Origin of the sequence: Picrophilus oshimae DSM 9789 (assembly GCF_900176435.1) — an archaeon.
Classification (GTDB): Archaea; Thermoplasmatota; Thermoplasmata; order Thermoplasmatales; family Thermoplasmataceae; genus Picrophilus; species Picrophilus oshimae.
Window position 1 is genome coordinate 210,948 of the sequence record NZ_FWYE01000001.1, and the last position, 16,083, is coordinate 227,030.

Here is a 16,083-nt window from a genome sequence, read left to right on the forward strand (position 1 = left end):
TTTCAAGATAAAAGATTGCTTATAGAAATGGGCCCGGCCGGATTTGAACCAGCGACCACCGCCTTGTAAGGGCGGCATCATACCACTAGACTACGAGCCCTTTAGCCCATAATTATAAATATGTATATATTCTTTATCACAATGTTGTAACGTGCCCGGAAAGATAAAGATCCCTGGAACGGTATTTCTCGATGGTAATGAGCTTGAGGATGCATTAATATACATACATGTAAAGGGGTATTCCAGGGCCCGTGTAACACACATAGACATTGAATCCAGAGCGTTAAAATCCGTTATAAGGCCAAGGCACAGCTCGTATCCGGAGGTAAACTGGTCATTATCAACATCAATTGATGTTAATGGTCATGAAATAGTCATAGTTTCAGAAAGGCTTGCAGAAATTATACATTTAAATGGTAATTTGTATGTTGGCGGCAAGGGAAAGGGCATATTCCTTGGATTTCATAGGGAACAGATATCAGAAATGGAAAAATTCGCATCAAAAATAGGTATAAAACCAAAAAAATTAAATTTAAAATAGACCCTTTTTGAATGTTTCCTTTACCTCAAAGGCATCTATATTCCATGTTGGTCCAAGTGTTTTTGCCGTTTCAAGGAGATGGTTTATTGAATCGACCTCCCACTTGCACACGGCCTCGTTTTTGTTCTCTGCAAGATCCATGCTGAGCAATTTAAGACCTGCCGGAAGTTTCTTTGACTTTGCCATATCCGTTACCTTTTTTGCAAACTCCATAACCTTATCCTTCTGGTCATCATTCCATGTGTGTACTACAATTACCTCTGCCATAATTAAACAATACAACATAGATATATAAAGTTTTTTTATAAAAACTTTTTTTATTGAAAAACGGATAATTAAAAAATAAAAAAATAAAAATAATGACGGCCATAATTTAATAAAACCAAAAAATGTTTATTCATAAAAGGTTATACACATACAAATGACGTTAAATTTGATAATAGCTGAAAAGATGGATGCGGGCAGAAGAATAGCCTATATATTATCAAAAAAGACATCAAAACAGAAGAGGTCAAAGGGTTCATTTTACATTGAATTTGAATCAAACAATGAGAGAAACGTCCTTGTGCCATTAAGCGGGCATGTACTTGAGGCAGATTTCCCTTCAGATTTTAAAGACTGGTTAAAATCGGATTTAAATCTATTAATAGATTCAAGAATAGTTTATAATGTTAAAAACCAGCGTGCAATAAACACATTAAAGAATTTCAAGGATGCGGATAATATAATAATAGCAACCGACTATGACCGCGAGGGTGAATTAATAGGCACAGAGGTTCTAAAATTTCTAAATGCGAAAAATATTAAAAGGGCAAAGTTCAGTGCGTTAACAGAGAAGGAGATAAATGATGCATTTTCAAACACAATAAACGTTGATTACAATCTTGCAGATTCCGCCCAGGCCAGGGAGGAGATTGATTTAATCTGGGGCGCGGTTCTTACAAGGTTCTTTTCAATAGCAAGCAACAGGTTATGGAAGGATTTTATATCTGTTGGCAGGGTTCAAACGCCAACGCTCGGCCTCATTTATAAGCGTGAGATGGAGATAAGATCCTTCGTTCCTGAGAAGTATTATAAAATAAAGATAACATTCAATAAAAATAGGGATTTTGATGCATATTATAATAATGAACTAAAGGATAGGAAAACAGCAGAAAAAATATTTTCTGAGGTAAAAAATATGCCGGGAAGGGTAAAATCTTTTGATAAGGAGGAATATTACATATACAGGCCGGCACCTTTTAATACAAATGAATTTCTCAGGGAGGCTTCATATCTTGGTATATCACCTGCAAGGGCCATGAACATAGCCGAAAAGCTTTACATGCAGGGATTAATAAGCTATCCAAGAACAGATAACACCGTTTATAATAAATCGATAAATCTAAAATCAATAGTTGAAAAATTAAAGAAATCAGAGTTTTCAATGGAGGCTGATCTTGTTTTATCACAGGAAAAAATATTGCCATCCAGGGGTAAGACCGAGGCCACTGATCATCCGCCAATATATCCTGTATCTGTTCCATCAAAGGAGTTAACAGGCGATTACAAAAAGATCTATGAATTAATTGTAAGGCGCTTCCTGGCAACACTTTATAAAAATGCCGTTGCAGTAAGATCTACTGCATTAATAGATGTAAACGGCCATGATTTTATATCTGAAGGTAACATAATAAAGGAAAACGGCTGGTATGACATATACAAATATAAAAGCTACAGGGAATACTTTGTTCCTGATCTCGAAAAAAACGAGGTTTTAAACGGCAGGGACTATGAGCTGCAGGAAAAGGAAACAGAGCCGCCAAGGAGGTACGATGTATCATCACTTTTAAAGGCAATGGAATCATTGAACCTTGGAACGAAAAGCACCAGGCACGATATAATAGACAAGCTCTACAGCAGGAATTTTGTTACAGGAAACCCTGTTAAAATAACGCCGCTAGGCGAAGGATTTATAAAATCAATTATTGATACCAATCCAAGGATCAGTGAGCCGGAGATGACAGCGGAGCTTGAAATGGATATGGATAAAATAGCATCTGGAACGAAAACAAAGGACGACGTTGTAAACGAATCCAGAAGGATGCTGCATTCAGTTTTAAACGATTTCCAGGGCAGGACCAGCGAGATAAATAAAACGATAAATGATTATTTAAACACCGGCGAGAGCCTTGGAAGGTGCCCACTGGATGGCAATGAATTATTTTTAATAAAATACCGTGATCATTATAAAATAAAATGCGGGGACGAAAACTGCAGGATAGATTTTAATATATATTCAAACGGCAGGATACAATTAAATGATTCAAAATGCCCTGTATGCTCCCTGCCAATGATAAAGATAATAAGAAAAGGGCAGTCTCCAGAGGTTAAATGCATTGATCCTGCCTGTGATTACAATAAAGAAAAGGACATATATGGAACATGCCCGGCTGATGGTGGAAACCTGGTTTTAAGGCAGTCCAGATACGGAAAACGCTTCCTGGGATGCTCAAACTATCCAAAATGCACGGTTACATACCCGTTGCCGCAGAAGGGGATTTTAAAGAAAACGGATAAAAAATGTCAGTACTGTGGTGCGCCAATCATTGTTTTAATAAACGGGAGGCGCCATTTTGAGTTCTGCCCGAAAATAGACTGCGAGTTCAACAGGGGTGGTAAAATTGAGAAGAATAAGGTCTGAGATCTCAATAATAATAATGTTTATATTATCATCTTTATTCTCACTTTACATCTCATCTAACTTAATTGTTTCAAATCCATCATTAAAGGGCAGCGGCGATGCCATGGCCCCGGTTTATATAATATATTATTTAATAGCGGTCATTGCATTCACAGTTTTAATACTGTTTTTGATAAAAAGATATGCAAAGGCAATAAAATACATCTTTGTTTTATTAATTATATACATGATCTTCTTTGTGTCTGCAATAATAGCAGGCATTGTTTCAACGTCTTTAATAGAGTACTTTTCAATAATATTATTTATAACAGGATTGTTTGCATATTTATTAATATTCCACAATGAATGGTACATTATGGATGCGGCGGGATTTTTAATGGTTTCAGGTGCTGCAGCCGTTTTTGGAACGTTTTTAAATCCATACTATGCCATGGTGCTTTTAATTGCCTTTGCAATCTATGATTATGTATCTGTCTATAAAACAAAGCACATGGTGACACTTGCCAGGGCGGCAGTTGATAATTCATATCCATTGCTGTTCGTCATGCCATCCAGATCAGGATTAAAGCTTCAGAATTTAACATTTGACAACCGCGGTGAAAACAACGTTTTAATGCTCGGCTTTGGTGATATGGCAATACCCGAGATACTAATAGTTTCATCCTATATCTTTGACCAGAGATTAATATTTATTATATTGCCGCTTGCCGGTGCGATAATGGCATTAATAGTGCTCTTCTTCTTTAACAATGGAAAGCCAGCACCAGGATTGCCATACATAAACACAGGTGTAATAGCAGGCTTTTTATTATCGCTTTTAATATCTTTCATTTAAAAAATTAATGTAAAAATACCCTTTTACCGGTAAAGTAAAGCGGTATTTTATATTCAATGGCCTTTTGTATTACATCATTATCGCGTATTGAGCCACCGGGCTCAATGATTGCCTTTATTCCGTTTTTATTTGCCTCTATTATGGAATCATTAAACGGTATAAAGCCATCAGATGCCATAACAGAGCCCTTTGCATTTCCATTTGATCTCTGAACGGCTATTCTCAATGACTCTATTCTTGATGTCTGTCCAGCACCTATACCTGTTGTTGTGAGGTTTTTTGCAAGCACTATTGCATTGCTTTTGCAGTGCGCAGAGACCCTCCAGGCAAATAAAAGATCCTTCTTTGTTCTTTCATCTGCCTCGATGGTCATGCATTTCATCTCGGTAAAATCTGATCTTAGCGGGCTCTGCATTAATAAGCCACCAGGTATCGATTGAAAAACGTAACTGTTATTTCTTCTGAAAACAGCCTTTAATATTCTAAGGTTCTTTTTCTTCTTTAATATGTTCAGTGCCGGCTCATCATAGTCAGGTGCTATTAAAACCTCTATATAATGCTTTGATAGCTCCATGGCCGTTTCCTCATCAACTTTTCTGTTTAATGCAAGAACAAAACCGTATGCCGATTCCTCGTCAGATGAATATGCATTTATAAATGCATCCCTGATATTATCTGCTGATGAAACGCCTGAGGGCGTCCTGTGCTTTACTATAACAGCGGTAGGCTCATCGAATTCAAGGACCGTTTCAAGGGCCGAATCTGCATCTATTATATTATTATATGATAATTCCTTTCCGTTTAGCTGAACAGCATTTGGTATTCCATATTCATCATCTGTTCTGTACAGGAAGCCTGCCTGATCTGGATTCTCGCCGTATCTTAACTTTGTTCTGTCGTAACCATGGATAAAAAGCTCCTCTGGCTCATCGTTATTCAACCTCTTATAAAGGCTTTTGTATATTATCATATCATAGTACGCCGCCCTGGCGAATGCCCTTAATGCCAGGGTTTCCCTTGTCCTTAATGATATTTCACCATCCCTTAGATCCTTTATTATAATGTTATAATCCTCAGGACTTGATGCAACGGTAACATGCTGATAGTTCTTGGCAGCAGCCCTGATTAGTGATAGCCCGCCGATATCAATATTTTCTATCATATCTTCTATGGATTTATCTATATATGATTCAAAGTTGTATAAATTGCATATAACAATGTCAAAATCAAAATAATTGTATCTTTTTAAATCGGCCTCGCTCTGCTCGTCCCTCCTTGATAGAATGCCTGAAAAAACGGCAGGATGCAGTGTCTTTACACGGCCATTTAAAAGGTCATCGAAGCCTGTTATATCAGAGATTCTTTTTGCCTTTATTCCTGAATCAGATAAAAATTTAAACGTGCCTGGCGTTGCATATACATCTCCATTTAAATGCCTTAAAAGATCTGTAAGTCCGGATGTGTCAGATACACTAACAAGTATATTCATAATGCATCATAAAAAACATGCTAAAAAGTTTGCGGTAAATTACTAACAGTAATTTTAAAATTCAATCAGTAATTTAATGAGCCTGTTTACAAAAACTTTAAAAATATATGTATATAATGGCTGCATGGAAACCTTAAAAACAAGAAACATACAGGTAGAGGCAATAAAACAGAGCCCGACGGCAAGCAGGGAAGTTGAAATTGTTGAGAGGAAGGGCATAGGACATCCTGACAGTGTTGCTGATGGTATTGCAGAGGCCGTCAGCAGATCACTTAGTAAATATTATATTAAAAACTACGGAAGGATTTTGCATCATAATACAGACCAGGTGGAGGTCGTTGGCGGCCAGTCAGACCCAAGATTTGGTGGTGGCGTCGTTCTTGAGCCTTCATATATATTAATAAGCGGAAGGGCGACATCAACGGTAAACGGTGAGAGAATACCTGTAAAATCCATTGCAATAAAGGCAGCAAAGGACTATTTAAGAGAGCATTTCAGGGATCTGGAGATAGACAGCGATGTTATGATAGATTCAAGGATAGGCAACGGATCAATAGATCTTAGGGGCCTCTATGACACAAGGAAGTTCAAGGCCAATGATACATCCTTTGGTGTCGGCTTTGCACCATTTACAGATACGGAAACAATAGTTAAGGCAACAGAGAAGTATATCAATGGTGATTTAAAGAAGTCACTGCCACAGATAGGATACGATATAAAGGTTATGGGATTCAGAAAGAACAGGACAATAAACTTAACAGTTGCAGCTGCATACGTTGATAAATATGTAAAGGATCCAGATGAATATTATTCAGTAAAGGAGGAGCTTGTAAATAAAATAACAGATAATGCATTAAAATACACAAACAATGATGTACAGGTCTTTGTAAACACCGGTGATATAAAGGATGACAAGGTTTATTACCTAACTGTAACAGGATTATCCATGGAGAACGGCGATGACGGCTCTGTTGGCAGGGGAAACCGTGTCAATGGTTTAATAACACCGTACAGGCCAATGAGCATGGAGGCCGCTGCAGGAAAGAACCCTGTAACACATGTTGGAAAATTATACAATGTATTATCAAACATAATAGCAAACGATATAGTAAAGGAGGAGGGCGGCGACATAAAGGAGGTTCTTGTAAGGATAGTTTCACAGATAGGCAGGCCTGTTGATGAGCCCCATGTTGCAAGCATACAGGTCATCTATGAGGATAACGTTGACCCATCAAAGCACAAAAATAATATAACGGCAATAGCAGACGATAGAATAGCACATATATCTGATTTAACAAATATGTTTGTCGATGGAAAACTTGATGTTTTCTAATTTTATATTATTTTCCACATCAGATATGCATCAGATAGATCACTGTAATAATTTTTGAGTGTTGATGTTATTGAAAAGCCATTCTTTTTGTAGAATCTTATTGCAGATTCATTATCTGTCCTTACCTCAAGCCTCATTGTTGATAAACCATCTGATAGCATAACCTTTGTTATCTCATTTAAAAGGTATGTTCCTATACCGGATGACCTGTACCTTTCATCCACGGCAAATAGTAGTATTCTTCCCTCGGTGCCTGAGTACCTTGAACCAATGATAAATCCAAGAACCGTTGTAAAATTATCATATACAAGAAATGCATCAGGCCATGCACGGTATAAATCCAGTATTAGACCCTTTGTATAGTATTCTGAAAGCGATGATTTTATTATTTCCATTACCCTATCTATGTCCCTGGGCTCGAATTTCCTAACATAGCCGAAAAAATTTATGGCCATTTGATATTAATCTTATTAATATTTATAAAGATTATCATATGGCGGTAATAGATATATTTATAATATGATTAAACATATAAAAACGATGATTAAAGTAGGCATCAACGGTTACGGTACCATAGGTAAAAGGGTTGCATACGCAGCTTCAATGCAGGATGATATCCATGTATCTGGCATTGTAAAAAATACACCTGATTACATGGCTTACCTTGCATCAAGGTCATTTAATATATACGTGCCCGATGATGATAAAATAAAGGAATTTGAGGATCATGGCATAAAGGTAAAGGGAACATTAAACGATTTAATGGAATCTTCAGACATTATTGTTGATGCAACCCCCGAGGGTATGGGCATGGAAAATATAAAAATTTACAAAAAGAAGGGGGTCAAGGCCATATTCCAGGGTGGTGAAAAATCAAACATTGGTGATGCAAGTTTCAATGCATATTCAAATTACAATGAATCATTTAAAAGGGAATACACAAGGGTTGTTTCATGCAATACAACAGCACTTGCAAGGACCTTATATCCCATTTTAAACGATTATGGTATAGAGAATTTGAATGTTACATTAATAAGAAGGGCAACGGATCCAAATGATAATAAGAAGGGACCAATAAACGCAATAGAGCCTTCAATGTCCTTTCCATCGCACCATGCTGATGATTTAAAAACTGTTTTAAATTTAAATAATGTTTATACAGTTGCATTAAAGGCACCAACAACATTGATGCATGTTCATTCAATAGAGGTTTTATTGAAAGATGATGCAAAAATTGACGATATTATGGAATCCTGGCTTAAATACAATAGAATACTTTTAATAGAAGGTAAGGATAATTTCAAATCGACTGCACAGATAATGGACATGGCAAGGGAGCTTAGAAGGGATCGTGGTGATTTATACGAGATAGCCATATGGCGTGATAGTGTAAAGGTGATCGATAAAAGGCTTTATTACGTTCAGGCTGTTCATCAGGAAAGCGATGTCATACCAGAGAATATAGATGCCATAAGATCATTGTCTGGCATAGATAAAAACGAATCAATAGAAAAAACTGATAAAAGTTTAATGATATCCGGAGGCATATTTTATGGAAAAGAATGATAAAGAAAAGAGGGAATTAACAATTGAGGATCTTCCCGGCGTTGGTGATGCAACCGCAGAAAAGCTCAGGGAGAGCGGATACGATGACATAATGACCATAGCAGTTGCATCTCCAAAGGATCTTGCCGAGATAAGCGGCATAGCCGAGGGTGCTGCAATAAAGATAATAAACGCCGCCAGGAAGTACGCTGATGTTGGAAACTTTGAGACCGGTGAGGAGATACTTAATAAAAGAAAGGAGATAAAAAAGCTGACGACTGGAAGCAGTAACCTTGACAATCTGCTTGGTGGCGGTCTTGAAACACAGTCAATAACGGAGTTTTTTGGTGAGTTCGGCTCGGGAAAAACCCAGATCATGCACCAGCTTGCCGTGAACGCAACAATGCCCGTGGAAAAGAATGGCTTTGATTCTGATGTTCTTATTATAGATACAGAGAATACCTTCAGGCCGGAAAGGATTATTCAAATGGCCAGGGCAAAGGATCTTGATCCTGATCAAACGCTTGAAAGGATACATGTGGCAAGGGCCTATAACTCACATCACCAGATACTGCTTGCCGAGAAGGCCGCTGACATGGCCAGGGAATATAGGATAAGATTGCTAATAGTTGATTCATTAACCTCGCATTTCAGATCAGAATACGTTGGCCGTGGTTCCCTGGCCGAGAGGCAGCAGCTGCTGAACAGGCACATGCACGATCTTCTAAAGTTTGGAACAATATACAATGCGGTCATAGCCGTTACAAACCAGGTCTCTGCAAATCCTGCAGTATTTTTTGGCGATCCAATGAACCCTATAGGCGGTAACATAGTTGGACACACGGCAACATTTAGAATATATTTAAGAAAGGCCAAGGCAGGTAAGAGAATAGCAAGATTAATAGATTCACCGTATCTTCCCGAGGGTGAAACGGTCATAACAATAACGGAATCCGGAATAACTGATGGTGAAAAATAATTATTAATATTTTTTTAAATTTTTATTATGAAAAATACATTTATACAAGTTAAAAATCAGATATAAATTGAGCGATGAGATAAAAGATATAAGAAAACTTGAAATAAAATACGTTTTCGAGTTATATCCTGTATTCAGGAGATACATTAAGGATAGAAAGAGATCAAGGAGCAACGATTATAATTACGATATAGAAAGGCATGGATTAAGGGCTGTTAATACATTTATAAGGCTTGGCCCGACGTTTATAAAGCTTGGCCAGGTGCTTTCCGCAAGACCGGATCTTCTGCCAAAGGAGTATCTAAAGGCCTTTGAGATGCTCCAGGATAATGTCCCGCCAGATCCATTTGAAAAGGCCTATGAAATAATAAAAAGGAATATAGATGTTAATGAGTTAAATGACCTTAATAAAAATGCGATCTCTGGCGCCTCCCTTGGCCAGGTTTACAGGCTTAAATACCATGGCAGGGATGCAATAATAAAGGTTAATAGATATAATATAAACTATATTTTAAAACGCGATATTATAATAATAAAGAGATTGCTTAGAATAGCAAGGCACTTCATGGATAATTTTTTGTATATAAGCATATACAACGTTATAGAGGACTTTTCAACAAGGATATACGAGGAGGCAAACTATGAAATAGAGGCAAATAATCTTGAAAGGATAAAAAACAATCTATCATACAGGAATGATATAATAATACCTGAGGTTCTTTATGTAACAAAGGAGGTAATGATACTTGAATACAGACCGGGAATAAAGGTAACCGATGTAAAAAGGCTAAAGGAAAAAAACATAGATTTAAAGGATCTTGCATACAGAATCGATTTAATATTCTTAAGGATGCTTCTCCGGGATGATATATTCCATGCAGATCCGCATCCAGGGAACATAGCGGTTTCTGATGATGGAAATATAATATTATACGATTTTGGCATGGTTGGAAAGCTTGATGACGATACAAGGTTCGAGCTCTTAAAATTATATGATGGCCTTGTAAACAAGGATCCTGATGCAATAATAGATTCGCTTTTATCGTTGAATGCACTCTCTCCTGCTGCCAACCGTGGAATAATAAGAAAAGCAATAGAGATATCAATTGCAAACTTCTCAGGCAGGGATGTGAACGAGATCGATATAAGAGAATTACTTGAGGTTGCAAACAACGTTATCTTCGAGTTTCCATTTCATCTGCCCAGGGAGCTTGTCTTATATATAAGAATGTCATCACTTTTAGAGGGTATCTGTAAAACCCTTGATCCAAACTTTAAGTTCGTTCGTGTTTTAAGAACTATATTATACGATGAGGGCATGCTTGATTATTTATATAATAGAGAGCTGTCAGAATTTATTAAAAGGGCTGTTGCATCAATAGAGAAGGGCCTTGATGTTCTTCCATTGATGAAGCGCCGCCTTGAGGAGGAAAATACAAAAAGGGATAAAACACCTTTAATAATCCTTGCAGGCTCAATCTTCATAGCAATGGCGGTCTTCTCTGCAAGGCATCCATTGATATCCTATATAATAATGGCGCTTGATTTAATACTATCTTTTTATTATATAAGAAAAATGCATTAATTTATTCAACCTTTATGGATTTTACATCCTTTGCAGGTATTGATAGATGCAGAACGCCGTCCTCATATTTTGCAGAGACATCAGCGTTTTTATCTGGCTCTCCAGGCAGCTGTATCCTCTTAAAGACCTTTGATGGCCTCTGGTTCTCAAAGACTGTTCCGCCTTTGTTTATCTCCCTGCTTGCATTTATAACAACGTATGATTTCTCCAGTGTAACAGAGATGTTATCCTTTTTAAATCCCGGCATGTCAAGATCTATGTATATATAGCCATTTTCCTGGTACATCGTCATTGGAGGGTATAAAAAGCTTATTATCTCCTGCGCCCTATCATTTATATTCTTAATAAATTCATTCGAATAGAATTTTAATGGTCTGTACATATTTAAATATCATTAATTATTACTAAAAGTTTGCGTTTTTAAAAAATACAAAAAATTCCTAATATTAATTTGTATTAGCATTCATGGACGAATACTGCGATATTATTGATGATTATATAGATATAAGGAGCCCGTACTTTGCATACAGAGAGGAGATAAACCTGACCATGGCCTTTCTTGGCCTTGCGGTATCAGAGGGTTCAAAGGTCCCTGAAATAAAGGAATGCATAGATATACTTGATGTATTAACACAGCATTTGTATGATAAAAACGTCGTTTTAAAGGACAGTGTGAGAAAATCACTGAACCATGAGGATGAGAGCTGGCTTGACATAACTGAAAAGATGGAAAATGGTAACAAAACAACGGCATACATGTTTGCAGCTGCAGCCCATCTCAGACTTGCAATAAATTATATAACTGACATGGAAAACGATGAAAGATTTAAGGATTTTATCGATGATTATACAATAAACTACATGCTAAAGCTTGTTCTTAGAATAAAAAACACAGGTATTTCAGAGGTTTTAACATAAATTAAAAATTTTCAAGATCAGAATTTTCTATAAAATCACGGTATTTAACAGGCTCCCTTACAAACCTGTAAAGCGATGTGTTCTCCCTGTAGTAATCAAGCTTTAGCATTTCAAGCTGATCCCTTGTCATTATACCACGCTTCTCAAGACGGCCTATGGCCAGAGAGAAGAACCTTGGGGATATCTCCCTTACAGGCTTCATGCCAAGCTTTTGTCTTATTATATTAAACATATCAGCAAAATGCATATTTTCCCTTGAGCATATATTAATTGTTCCACTGAAATCCAGCATGTTTTTTAAAACTGTTATAAGATCGCCTATGTAAACCGGATTCATGTTACCGCTCCTTGGGAGGAATGGTGGATTCATCCTTGCAGCCGAGATGAGCATTCTTGTAAATGCATCCCCGGGGCCAAAGATAATCGATGGTCTTACTATAAGCGAGTTCTTTAGAAGCTCGGCGTTAACCTCTGCAAGCCTCTTTGACCTAAAATATGATGTGTCACCCTTTTCAGCATTTATCGCCGAGAAATAGATTAATTTCTGCCCGGATGAGTTCTTTTTTATTGCGTTTACAATGTTTTTTACACCGTTTACGGCAACATCCTCGTGTTTTTCCTCGTTTTCATTTAAAACATCAATTGCATGGACTATAACATCATAATTCTTTATTGCGTTTTCAACGTCCTCCGGCTTCCTTATATCACCAGGAATGTACTTTATATCTTTTTCATCAAGAAACTTTGAGTTTTTTCTTGAGAAATAGGCCTTTTCATCGGCATCAAGGCCTGTTAATATGTTCCTGCCGACGAATCCTGAGCCACCCATAACTATGATCTTCATAAAACATTATATTCAATGTTTATAAAAATATAACGTTAAAATTGATCATTATATTTTTATATACTTTTATGCTAATCCATTATGGATTTTTCAAATTATGACAGGGATGTCTTTCTAATAAAAACAGACAAGATGATAGACCGTGGTGCGCTGATGTCAAGATACAGCAGAACAGCATCCCTTGATATACGTGATTTATATAAAAAGGAGTTCAATGACCCTGAAAGGGCAGGCGATTTCTATAGACGAATCTTTATAGAGTACGGTGACGAATCAATATCAGAGCTTGTAACAGCGCAGATGGGAATACAGAACATATCGAACATAGCATCAAAGATAATAGAGGAGCAGAGAATAGGTTTATCATACCTTGAAAAATCCTCAAGGTATGTACGATACGATAAAAAGACATCTGACGGTTATTTATACCTAAAGCCAGATAGGGCCGGCATAGGATATAAAAGCAATGAATATGAGAACATCTGCAACAGCCTTTTTGATTTCTACTCATCAATTTATAATGAAATGCTCGATTACTTTAAGGAAAAATACCCTGTTGAATCATTTACCTTTGAAATAGGAGATTCATATTATAAATATTCTGATATAAATAATCTTGATGATAATATTATAAACAAATCATATAAATCAGCATTAAGGGCCGCGGTTCTTGATGAGATAAGGTACGTGCTGCCAGCCTCAACGCTGACAAACCTCGGAATCTCTGGAAACGGCCGTGCGTTTATATCAATGATACAGAGACTTTACAGATACAATTTACAGGAAACAAAGGGGCTTGCAGAAAGCATATACAATGAGCTGAGGCCAGAGATGCCAGGCCTTATAGACGATGCATTTTCAAAACATGGCTATGAATCCATTGAATATAAAAAATGCAGGTATCCAGTGGATTTATACAAAAGGTACAGCGATTTAAATGAGGTTTCACTGATATCATATAACAGCGAGGATGAGGAGATAAAAAAGGCCTCCAGGCTTATGATGTACAATTCCTCGGGTTCATATGATTCCATAGAATATAATGATTTAATTGATGATCTTTACATTAAAAGAAAGAATAGAAGGGACAAGCTTGGCAGGGCCTTTGAATCCATAAACTATCTATTTGAGGTAAACACAAACTACGGTGCCTTCAGGGAGCTGCAAAGGCACAGGTTTTTATCAATAATAAGAAAACCGCTGTCTGTTTATTACAATTATGATATACCAGAGAACATATCCGAGGTAGAAAGCATAAAAAAGGATTACATATCATTAATGGATGAGGCAAGGGATGTATATAATAAAATACTGGAATCAAACGGTTATTTAATTGCGCAGTACGTTGTGCCATTTGCGTACAAATATCCTGTTGTTTTCTCAGCCAATCTCAATGAGCTGGCTTACATGATAGAGCTTAGAACCACACCGCAGGCCCATCCTGATCTAAGAAGAATATCAATAAAGATGTACAATGAGTTAAAAAGGGTACATCCAAGATTGTCAAGGCTGATAAAATTCGTTGATGTTAATGATTACCATCTTGGCAGGCTGCCGTCTGAATTTAAAAAGGAAATAAAAAGAAATGATGTAAGATGACAATAGAAATATTTATATTGAAGAACATATTTACTATCTTGGTGTAACTATGATAACGGGTCAGACGCCTATATTAATATTAAAGGAAGGTACAGAAAGGCAGCAGGGCAAAAATGCCCAGAAGAACAACATTGAGGCCGCAAAGGCAATAGCCGATGCAGTAAGAACGACGCTTGGTCCAAAGGGCATGGACAAGATGCTTGTGGATTCCATTGGTGATATTGTAATAACAAATGACGGTGCAACAATTTTAAAGGAGATGGATATAGACCACCCAACGGCAAAGATGCTTGTTGAGGCATCAAAGTCACAGGATACCGCTGTTGGAGACGGTACAACAACGGTCGTTGTCCTTGCCGGTGAGCTGCTCAAGCAGGCAGAATCATTGCTTGAACAGGGTGTCCATTCAACAGTTATAGCATCAGGATACCATCTAGCTGTAACAGAGGCAAAGAGGCAGCTTGACAGCCTTGCAATAAAGGCTGATGATGAAGAAACACTAAAGAGGATAGCAATCACAGCATTATCAGGAAAGAACACAAGTGTTGCACCAGAGTTTCTTGCAGACCTTGTTATAAAGGCTGTTAACGCCGTTGCAGAGGAGCGCGACGGAAAGGTTATAGTCGACACTGCAAACATAAAGGTTGACAAGAAAAACGGCGGAAGCGCCACAGACACACAGTTCATATCAGGTTTAATAATAGACAAGGAGAAGGTTCATTCAAAGATGCCATCTGTAGTAAAGAATGCAAAGATAGCATTAATAAACTCAGCACTTGAGATAAAGAAGACCGAGATCGAGGCAAAGGTTCAGATAAATGATCCATCAAAGATACAGGAGTTTTTGGATCAGGAAACTGACACATTCAAGGAGATGGTTGAGAAGGTTAAAAAATCCGGCGCAAATGTTTTATTATGCCAGAAGGGCATAGATGATACTGCACAGTACTACCTTGCAAAGGAGGGCATATACGCTGTTAGAAGGGTAAAACAGAGCGACATGGAAAAACTTGCAAAGGCCACTGGAGCAAAGATCGTTACGGATCTTGATGATCTGACACCGGATTCACTGGGAACAGCAGAGAAGGTCGAGGAAAGAAAGATAGGCGACGACAGGATGACATTCATAACAGGCGCAAAGAATCCAAAGGCAGTAAGCATATTGATAAGGGGAGGCACAGAACACGTTGTCGATGAAATTGAAAGGGCGCTTCACGATGCAATAAGGGTTGTTGCAATAACAAAGGAGGATGGAAAGTACCTGCCAGGCGGTGGTGCAATAGAGGCAGAGCTTTCAATGAAGATAAGGGACTACGCAAACAGCGTTGGCGGCAGGGAGCAGCTCGCAATAGAGGCATTTGCAAAGGCCCTTGAAATAATACCAAGAACCCTTGCAGAGAATGCAGGCATGGATCCAATAAACACATTAATAAAATTAAAGGCAGAGCACGAGAAATCAAACAGGAACTATGGAATAAACCTCAATGAGAACAAGATAGATGACATGGTAAAGCTTGGTGTCTTTGACACATACCGCGTTAAGCAGCACGCACTGGAAAGCGCCGTTGAGGTTGCATCAATGATACTAAGAATAGATGATGTGATAGCAAGCAAGAAGTCGGCCCCATCAAACAACCAGCAGCCACAGGGCGGCATGGGTGGTATGGGCGGCGGAATGCCACCATATTAAATTTTTTCTTTTGCTCAAATATTTTTTATATTATATATCGAT

At 37.6% G+C, this 16,083-nt stretch carries 15 protein-coding genes and 1 tRNA gene; 10 read left to right on the forward strand and 6 right to left on the reverse strand.

Going from position 1 to position 16,083, the window contains the following annotated elements:
• Positions 1-28: 28 nt before the first annotated feature.
• A tRNA-Val gene (locus B8780_RS01150) sits at positions 29-100 on the reverse strand.
• Between the two features lie 51 nt (positions 101-151).
• Here B8780_RS01150 and B8780_RS01155 point away from each other — a divergent pair.
• Positions 152-541 (forward strand): hypothetical protein, encoded by a 390-nt coding sequence (locus tag B8780_RS01155; RefSeq protein ID WP_011177550.1) that lies wholly within the window; start codon positions 152-154, stop codon positions 539-541.
• Here B8780_RS01155 and B8780_RS01160 read toward each other — a convergent pair.
• Entirely contained in the window at positions 533-808 is a 276-nt protein-coding gene (locus tag B8780_RS01160) for a hypothetical protein (protein ID WP_048059465.1), read from the reverse strand. The genes B8780_RS01155 and B8780_RS01160 overlap by 9 nt on opposite strands.
• 154 nt (positions 809-962) lie before the next feature.
• Between B8780_RS01160 and B8780_RS01165 the strand changes: the two genes are divergently transcribed.
• Positions 963-3,224: a DNA topoisomerase I gene (locus B8780_RS01165; RefSeq protein ID WP_011177548.1), complete on the forward strand. Its 2,262-nt coding sequence runs from the start codon at positions 963-965 to the stop codon at positions 3,222-3,224.
• Positions 3,196-4,059 (forward strand): presenilin family intramembrane aspartyl protease PSH, encoded by an 864-nt coding sequence (locus B8780_RS01170; RefSeq protein ID WP_084272376.1) that lies wholly within the window; start codon positions 3,196-3,198, stop codon positions 4,057-4,059. Before B8780_RS01165 ends, B8780_RS01170 begins: the two co-directional genes overlap by 29 nt.
• Positions 4,060-4,063: 4 nt before the next feature.
• Here B8780_RS01170 and purH read toward each other — a convergent pair whose 3' ends face one another.
• Positions 4,064-5,548: a bifunctional phosphoribosylaminoimidazolecarboxamide formyltransferase/IMP cyclohydrolase gene (purH, locus tag B8780_RS01175; RefSeq protein WP_011177546.1), complete on the reverse strand. Its 1,485-nt coding sequence runs from the start codon at positions 5,546-5,548 to the stop codon at positions 4,064-4,066.
• A 124-nt stretch (positions 5,549-5,672) separates the two neighbouring features.
• Between purH and B8780_RS01180 the strand changes: the two genes are divergently transcribed.
• On the forward strand, positions 5,673-6,881 hold the full coding sequence (locus tag B8780_RS01180) for a methionine adenosyltransferase (protein WP_048059597.1): 1,209 nt from the start codon (positions 5,673-5,675) through the stop codon (positions 6,879-6,881).
• A 2-nt stretch (positions 6,882-6,883) separates the two neighbouring features.
• On the opposite strand, the gene rimI is transcribed toward B8780_RS01180, so the two are convergent.
• On the reverse strand, positions 6,884-7,336 hold the full coding sequence (rimI, locus tag B8780_RS01185; protein WP_084272377.1) for a ribosomal protein S18-alanine N-acetyltransferase: 453 nt from the start codon (positions 7,334-7,336) through the stop codon (positions 6,884-6,886).
• An 85-nt stretch (positions 7,337-7,421) separates the two neighbouring features.
• On the opposite strand from rimI, the gene B8780_RS01190 reads away from it, so the two are divergent.
• The 3 genes from B8780_RS01190 (at position 7,422) to B8780_RS01200 (ending at position 10,990) form a co-directional block, all read left to right on the forward strand.
• On the forward strand, positions 7,422-8,447 hold the full coding sequence (locus tag B8780_RS01190; RefSeq protein ID WP_084272378.1) for a type II glyceraldehyde-3-phosphate dehydrogenase: 1,026 nt from the start codon (positions 7,422-7,424) through the stop codon (positions 8,445-8,447).
• Positions 8,434-9,405 carry a DNA repair and recombination protein RadA gene (gene radA, locus B8780_RS01195; protein ID WP_084272379.1) on the forward strand — a complete coding sequence of 324 codons (972 nt, stop codon included), beginning with the start codon at positions 8,434-8,436 and terminating at the stop codon, positions 9,403-9,405. The genes B8780_RS01190 and radA overlap by 14 nt, the downstream gene beginning before the upstream one ends.
• 67 nt (positions 9,406-9,472) lie before the next feature.
• The gene (locus B8780_RS01200) at positions 9,473-10,990 is read left to right on the forward strand and encodes an ABC1 kinase family protein (RefSeq protein ID WP_084272380.1); all 1,518 of its coding nucleotides are present in this window, start codon (positions 9,473-9,475) and stop codon (positions 10,988-10,990) included.
• Position 10,991: 1 nt separating this feature from the next.
• On the opposite strand, the gene hsp14 is transcribed toward B8780_RS01200, so the two are convergent.
• Positions 10,992-11,372: an archaeal heat shock protein Hsp14 gene (hsp14, locus tag B8780_RS01205; RefSeq protein ID WP_011177540.1), complete on the reverse strand. Its 381-nt coding sequence runs from the start codon at positions 11,370-11,372 to the stop codon at positions 10,992-10,994.
• 83 nt (positions 11,373-11,455) lie between these two features.
• Between hsp14 and B8780_RS01210 the strand changes: the two genes are divergently transcribed.
• A complete protein-coding gene (locus tag B8780_RS01210; RefSeq protein WP_011177539.1) occupies positions 11,456-11,908 on the forward strand; it encodes a DUF1940 domain-containing protein in 453 nt (150 codons plus the stop codon).
• Between the two features lies 1 nt (position 11,909).
• Here the strand turns inward: B8780_RS01210 and B8780_RS01215 are convergent, their stop codons facing one another.
• Positions 11,910-12,752 carry an NAD-dependent epimerase/dehydratase family protein gene (locus B8780_RS01215; protein WP_011177538.1) on the reverse strand — a complete coding sequence of 281 codons (843 nt, stop codon included), beginning with the start codon at positions 12,750-12,752 and terminating at the stop codon, positions 11,910-11,912.
• 81 nt (positions 12,753-12,833) lie between these two features.
• On the opposite strand from B8780_RS01215, the gene B8780_RS01220 reads away from it, so the two are divergent.
• Together B8780_RS01220 and thsB are read left to right on the forward strand one after the other, a co-directional pair.
• Positions 12,834-14,351, forward strand: coding sequence for an FAD-dependent thymidylate synthase (locus B8780_RS01220; protein WP_084272381.1), 1,518 nt, complete (start codon positions 12,834-12,836; stop codon positions 14,349-14,351).
• 49 nt (positions 14,352-14,400) lie between these two features.
• Positions 14,401-16,041: a thermosome subunit beta gene (thsB, locus tag B8780_RS01225; protein ID WP_084272382.1), complete on the forward strand. Its 1,641-nt coding sequence runs from the start codon at positions 14,401-14,403 to the stop codon at positions 16,039-16,041.
• The last annotated feature ends 42 nt before the right edge of the window (positions 16,042-16,083 follow it).

Excerpts from the sequence above, each read along its gene's own strand:
- hsp14 (WP_011177540.1), bottom strand. The coding sequence starts at position 11,372 with ATGTACAGACCATTAAAATTCTATTCGAATGAATTTATTAAGAATATA.
- B8780_RS01220 (WP_084272381.1), top strand. The coding sequence starts at position 12,834 with ATGGATTTTTCAAATTATGACAGGGATGTCTTTCTAATAAAAACAGAC.
- B8780_RS01160 (WP_048059465.1), bottom strand. The coding sequence starts at position 808 with ATGGCAGAGGTAATTGTAGTACACACATGGAATGATGACCAGAAGGAT.
- B8780_RS01210 (WP_011177539.1), top strand. The coding sequence starts at position 11,456 with ATGGACGAATACTGCGATATTATTGATGATTATATAGATATAAGGAGC.
- B8780_RS01215 (WP_011177538.1), bottom strand. The coding sequence starts at position 12,752 with ATGAAGATCATAGTTATGGGTGGCTCAGGATTCGTCGGCAGGAACATA.
- thsB (WP_084272382.1), top strand. The coding sequence starts at position 14,401 with ATGATAACGGGTCAGACGCCTATATTAATATTAAAGGAAGGTACAGAA.
- purH (WP_011177546.1), bottom strand. The coding sequence starts at position 5,548 with ATGAATATACTTGTTAGTGTATCTGACACATCCGGACTTACAGATCTT.
- B8780_RS01165 (WP_011177548.1), top strand. The coding sequence starts at position 963 with ATGACGTTAAATTTGATAATAGCTGAAAAGATGGATGCGGGCAGAAGA.
- radA (WP_084272379.1), top strand. The coding sequence starts at position 8,434 with ATGGAAAAGAATGATAAAGAAAAGAGGGAATTAACAATTGAGGATCTT.
- B8780_RS01180 (WP_048059597.1), top strand. The coding sequence starts at position 5,673 with ATGGAAACCTTAAAAACAAGAAACATACAGGTAGAGGCAATAAAACAG.
- B8780_RS01190 (WP_084272378.1), top strand. The coding sequence starts at position 7,422 with ATGATTAAAGTAGGCATCAACGGTTACGGTACCATAGGTAAAAGGGTT.
- rimI (WP_084272377.1), bottom strand. The coding sequence starts at position 7,336 with ATGGCCATAAATTTTTTCGGCTATGTTAGGAAATTCGAGCCCAGGGAC.